At 72.3% G+C, this 5,108-nt stretch carries 6 protein-coding genes and 1 pseudogene; 5 read left to right on the forward strand and 2 right to left on the reverse strand.

The genetic code is table 11. The features are described from left to right. From ACWNCF_RS00120 to ACWNCF_RS00140, 5 genes and pseudogenes are all read left to right on the forward strand, one after another. On the forward strand, positions 1-1,989 hold a 1,989-nt coding region (locus tag ACWNCF_RS00120; protein ID WP_449405591.1), incomplete at its 5' end, for an HlyD family secretion protein. Positions 1,990-1,997: 8 nt separating this feature from the next. Then, on the forward strand, positions 1,998-2,126 hold the full coding sequence (locus ACWNCF_RS00125; protein WP_449405592.1) for a hypothetical protein: 129 nt from the start codon (positions 1,998-2,000) through the stop codon (positions 2,124-2,126). 52 nt (positions 2,127-2,178) lie between these two features. Beyond that, positions 2,179-3,216 carry an efflux RND transporter periplasmic adaptor subunit gene (locus ACWNCF_RS00130; protein WP_449405593.1) on the forward strand — a complete coding sequence of 346 codons (1,038 nt, stop codon included), beginning with the start codon at positions 2,179-2,181 and terminating at the stop codon, positions 3,214-3,216. A 104-nt stretch (positions 3,217-3,320) separates the two neighbouring features. Continuing rightward, positions 3,321-3,371, forward strand: a pseudogene (locus tag ACWNCF_RS00135) (hypothetical protein); the annotation flags it as partial. A gap of 190 nt (positions 3,372-3,561) precedes the next feature. After that, positions 3,562-4,446, forward strand: a complete 885-nt coding sequence (locus ACWNCF_RS00140) for an ABC transporter permease (protein WP_449405594.1) — start codon at positions 3,562-3,564, stop codon at positions 4,444-4,446. 72 nt (positions 4,447-4,518) lie between these two features. On the opposite strand, the gene ACWNCF_RS00145 is transcribed toward ACWNCF_RS00140, so the two are convergent. Both ACWNCF_RS00145 and ACWNCF_RS00150 read right to left on the reverse strand, forming a co-directional pair. Continuing rightward, entirely contained in the window at positions 4,519-4,848 is a 330-nt protein-coding gene (locus ACWNCF_RS00145; RefSeq protein WP_449405595.1) for an L-rhamnose mutarotase, read from the reverse strand. An 11-nt stretch (positions 4,849-4,859) separates the two neighbouring features. After that, a complete protein-coding gene (locus ACWNCF_RS00150; protein WP_449405596.1) occupies positions 4,860-5,057 on the reverse strand; it encodes an amidohydrolase family protein in 198 nt (65 codons plus the stop codon). Between the last annotated feature and the right edge of the window lie 51 nt (positions 5,058-5,108).

The raw sequence follows: 5,108 nt of genomic DNA on the forward strand, positions 1-5,108 counted from the left end.
CGTGGCCGGCGGCCAGCCATGACGCGGCGCGGCGTCGCATTGGGATGCGCGGCGCTGGCGCTGACGATCGGCGCCGCCGCCGCGCATGCCTGGACCGCCGCCAGGCCGCCGGCCGCCGCCGCGCCGGGCCTTGCCGCCGCGGCCACGGCGCGTCCCGTGCTGCTGACCGGCGAGGTGGAAGCGGAGGATTCGCAGACCATCTTCGTGCCGCCTTCGAACACGCAGCCCATCGTGCTGCGCAACTTCGTCCCCGAGGGCACGCTGGTGAAGGCGGGCGACGTGGTGCTGCGGACGGAATCGGCGACCGCCGCCAATCTCGACCAGCTCAGGATGGAGCGGGACCGCGCCCGCGCCAAGGCCGACAGCGAGACGGCCACGCTGGAAGTCGCGGCCGTCGAAGCCGAAAAGGCGCTGGTCAGCGCGCAGGCCGCGCTGGACAAGGCGAAGGTCGATGCGGCGCTGCCGAAACGGCAGATCGCGGCGCTCGACTACGACCGCCACCAGGCCGAACTGGACCGCGCCACGCGCGACCTCGCGATCAAGCGGGAGAGCCTGGGGAATGCCCGCGCGGCCGTCGCGCGGCGCCGGGAAGACGGCGCGCTCGAAGTGCGCAAAATGCAGATCAACGAGGCATTCCAGCTCGCCCAGCTCGCGCAGTCCGAAGTGCGGGCCACGCGCGCGGGCATCGTGGTGCACGGCTACAGTCCCTTCCGCGGCGAGCGGCTGGACGAGGGATCGACGGCGTGGCCGGGCAACGCCGCCGGCACGGTGCTGGGCGATGGCCGGATGGTCGTCACGGCCTGGGTGCTGGAAGCGGACCGTCCCTACCTGCGCACCGGGCAGGCCGTCGGCCTGCGCTTCGACGCCCTGCCCGGCGTGGCGCTGGCCGGCACGCTGACCGGGATCACCAGCGCGCCGGAAGCGCGGCCGCGCTGGGGCCAGGGGCGCTACTTCCGCGCCAGGATCGCGCTGCCGGACCGTCACGGCCTGCCGCTGGCGGCCGGCATGAGCGTGCTCGTCGAACCGCTGGCGCCGGGTGCCGCCGCGCAGCCGGTGAAGGCGTCCGCCGCCGGACTGACGATCGAAGGCGAGATCGCGTCGCGCCGCTCGACGCCGGTGGCGCCGCCCACCATCCCGTTCATCTGGCAGTACAAGCTGGCGTTCCTCGCGCCCGAAGGCACGCTGGTGCAGGCCGGGCAGCCCATCGCCGTGTTCGAAGCGAGCGAGGTGACGAACCGGCTGATCGCGCTGCGGGCGGCGCTGCAGGAACGCGAGCGGGCGCTGGACAAGCTGCGGCTGGACCAGGCCGAGGCCGACCGCGCCGGCGCGCTGGCGCAGGCCGAGGCGCAGAGCAATGCCGACAAGGCCGAGCGCAAGGCCAGCCAGCCCAAGGACCTGATCCGCCGCGTCGACTACGACAAGCTGGTGATCGAGCGCGCCGAGAAGGCCAGTCTGGCGCAGCTGATGCAGGCCCAGTTCGAGGCCCAGCGGCGCGCCCGCCGGGCCGAGCGCGCGGGCCTGGCGTCCGACGTGGCGCAGATGCGCGGCCAGATCGCCGACCTGGTCAAGGGCCAGGCCGCGTTGACCGTCGTGGCGCCGCGGCGCGGCATGGTGCTGCACCGGATCGGCATGGACGGCAATAAATTCAGCATCGGCAGCCAGGTCTGGATGGGCCTGTCGGTCGCGACGCTGGCCGATCCGGAGCGGCTCGGCGTCGACGCCAAGGTGCCCGAAGCGCAGGCGGCCGGCGTGCAGGTGGGCCAGGCCGCGCGCGTCACCGTGGGCGGCGCGCGCCAGGCGCTGGCGGCGCGCGTGACCGGCCTCGGACGCGCCTTCCACAGCAAGTCGGCGGCGCAGGCGGCCGTCGTGCGCGACGTCCAGCTCGAATTCGACGCGCCGCCGCAAGACCTCAAACCCGGCGCCGCCGTCCAGGTGGAACTGTTGCCGGACGCCGTGCGCCGCGTGGCCGCCGCCGCGCCTCAGCCATGAGAGAACCGATGCCATATCTTCACAAAAGCGCCGCCGCGCTGGCGGCCGGCCTGGCCGCGCTGCTGTCCGGTCGCCGGCGCGTCGTCGACGGCGGCGTCCGGCCCCGCCGAAACCCTCGCCGCGCGGGCGTGGAGTGAAACGCTCGACGTCGACGGCGAGATCAAGGCCGCCGCCAACACGCCGCTGGCGGTGCCCGGCAGCGGCTGGACGACCCGCGTGCTGGTGGACATGGTGGCGGACGGCAGCAGCGTCACGAAAGGCCAGGTGGTGGCCCGGTTCGACGCCCCGCAGGCGCGCGCGGAACTGTCGCAGGCAGACGTCGAACTGCTGCGCAAGACGCTGGCCGAGGAAGCCAATCGCCAGAACGCGGCCGTCGAACGGGGCGTCCTCGCCGGCGACCGCGCCAAGGTCGAGGACGACCTGGGCCTGTCGCGGCGCTATGCCGGCGTCGACCTCTCCGTCTTTGCCCGCAACACGATCCTCGATGCGCTGGCCGACGTCGGCTTCCTCACGAAGAAGCGCACCTACCTCGCATGGAAGGGCGGCCAGGCCCGGGCCCGCGGCGCCGCGCAGGACGCCGTGCTGCACTCGCAGCGCGACAGCGTCGTGCAGAACGCCGCACAGCAGCGCAAGAGCCTGGAATCGCTGGAGCTCGTGGCGCCGCACGACGGCGTGTTCCTGCTGGGCGCGCGCTGGGACGGCGCCAAGCCGCAGGTCGGCGCCAGCCAGATGGCGGGCGAGCCGTTCGGCGCCCTGCCCGACCTCGACCAGCTCGTGGCCCACTTCAGCGTGGCCGAGGGCCAGGCCTACGGTCTCAAGCCCGGCCTGCCCGTGCGGGTGCGCCTGGCCGGCACCGGCACCGAACTCGATCTGACGGTGACGCGGGTCGGCAGCAGCGCCAGCACCGTCTCGCCTGATTCGCCCGTCAAGTACAGCGATTTCGACGCCGCCATCGGCACCGAACAGGCGCGCCGGCTGGGCCTGAAGCCGGGCCAGGCGCTGCGCGGCACGGTGAGCCTGGTGGCGAAAGCGGCGGCGCTGACGGTGCCGAACATCGCGCTGGTGCAGGACGGCGCCGCCTACGCCGTGTACACGATCGACGCCGGCCGGCCGGTGAAGCACGCCGTCGAACTGGGGCTGCGCGGCCCGGTGCGCAGCGAAATCAGGAGCGGCCTCGCGCCCGGCGCGCGCGTCGTGCTGCTGCCTCCAAGGGACAAGACCACATGAATCGCGCACTCTTGCTGGAAGCCGTCGCCGAGCTGCGGCGGCGCAAACTGCGCACCGGCCTCACGCTGCTGGGCATGATCTTCGGCGTGGGCGCCATCGTCGCCATGCTGGCCGTGGGCGAAGGCAGCAGGCGCGAGGCGCTGCGGCTCGTGGCGGAGCTGGGGCTGAACAATGTGCTGGTCGAGAGCAAGGGCATCGACGCCGAGCACTTGAAGGACGTCCGTCCCCGGTCGCTGGGATTGTCGGCTGCCGACGGCGTGGCGGCGCTGTCCGTCGTGCCGGGTGCCCGCTCGGTGGCGCTGAAAGGAGATCCAGGTCGACCAGTTGATCGTCGGCGCGCGCGTCGTGAGCGGACAGGCCTTCGCCGTGTCGCCGGGCTACGCGGAACACGGCGGCCTGCAGCTGGCGGCGGGCCGCTGGCTCACCCCGGCCGACGGCGCCACGCTGGCCCCCGTGTGCGTGCTGGGCGCACGCCTCGCGCACACGCTGTTCGGCGCCGCGCCGGCCATCGGCCAGCGGGTCAAGGTCAACCACGTGTGGCTGCAGGTGGTGGGCGTGCTGGCCGACCGCACGCCCGGCAAATCCGAATTCGAAGGCGTCAAGCTGGGGCTGGACGACGAACGCCTGTTCGTGCCCTGGCAAACGGGCCGCGCCCGATTCAGTTTCCGCCGCATCGACGACGAGGTGGACGGCCTCAGCGTGCGCCTGGACGGCAAGGTGGCGCCGGACGACGCGGCGCGCGTGCTGCAGGCGCTGATCGCCCAGCGCCACGGCGGCGTCGACGACACCAGCCTCATCGTGCCGATGGGCCTGTATCGCCAGAACCAGCAGACGCAGCGCATCTTCACCATCGTCATGAGTTCGATCGCGGCCGTGTCGCTGCTGGTGGGCGGCATCGGCATCATGAACATCATGCTGGCCAACGTGCTGGAACGGCGCCGGGAAGTCGGCCTGAAACGGGCGCTCGGCGCGCGCCGGCGCGACGTGGTGGAGCAGTTCCTCGCCGAGGCGCTCGTGATCGCCGTCAGCGGCGCCGCGCTGGGCCTGGTGCTGGGCGCCGCGGCGGCCTACGGCATAGCGGCGCTGGCCGGGTGGTCGGTCGCGTGGTCGCCCGTCAGCCTGCTGCTGGCCGTGCTGGCGTGCGTGGCGGTGGGACTCGGGTTCGGCGTGTATCCGGCGCGCCAGGCGGCGGCGCTGGACCCGATCGCGGCGCTGCGCAGCGACGGCTGACATCGCGCCGGGTGCGGCGGCGCAGCCTGGCCAGCCGTCCGCGCCCGTCGACCCGGATAACGATCCGGACGCTCAATCCATGTGGAACACCGGCTCCATCATCGCCCAGTGCTCGCCTTCGGCCCGGCTCGCGAGCGGCACCTGGCAGGGGCTGCAGAACGTCCACCAGCGCCGGGTTTCCGGATCGGCCGCGATGCGCCCCATGTCGGCATTGAAGTCCGCGCCGTGGTATTCCCAATACCCGAACAGCACGTTCTCCGGTTCGCGCAGGAAGATCGCGTAGTTGCGCACGTTCGCCTCGCTCAGCCGCGCCAGCACCTGCGGCCAGACGGCGGCGTGCAGCGCCTTGTATTCCGCGATCTTTTCCGGCGCGATGCCGATCATCATTCCCATTCTCTGCATATCACTCCTCCTCAGCCGATACGGTAAAAACGCCGGGCGTTCAGCCCGAACACGGCGTGCCGGTCCGGCGCATCCAGGCCGTCCAGCAGCGCGGCGCAGGCGGCAATCCAGCCCGCGTAATCGGCCGCCAGGTTCAGCACCGGCCAGTCGCTGCCCCAGATCAGGCGTTGCGGGCCGAAGCTCGCGAGCAGAGGTGCTGGATCATCCAACTAACTCCTCCGTTTTAACCTTAGCAATACGTCTGAACGAAGGCACCACAA

The organism is Massilia phosphatilytica (genome assembly GCF_977014125.1).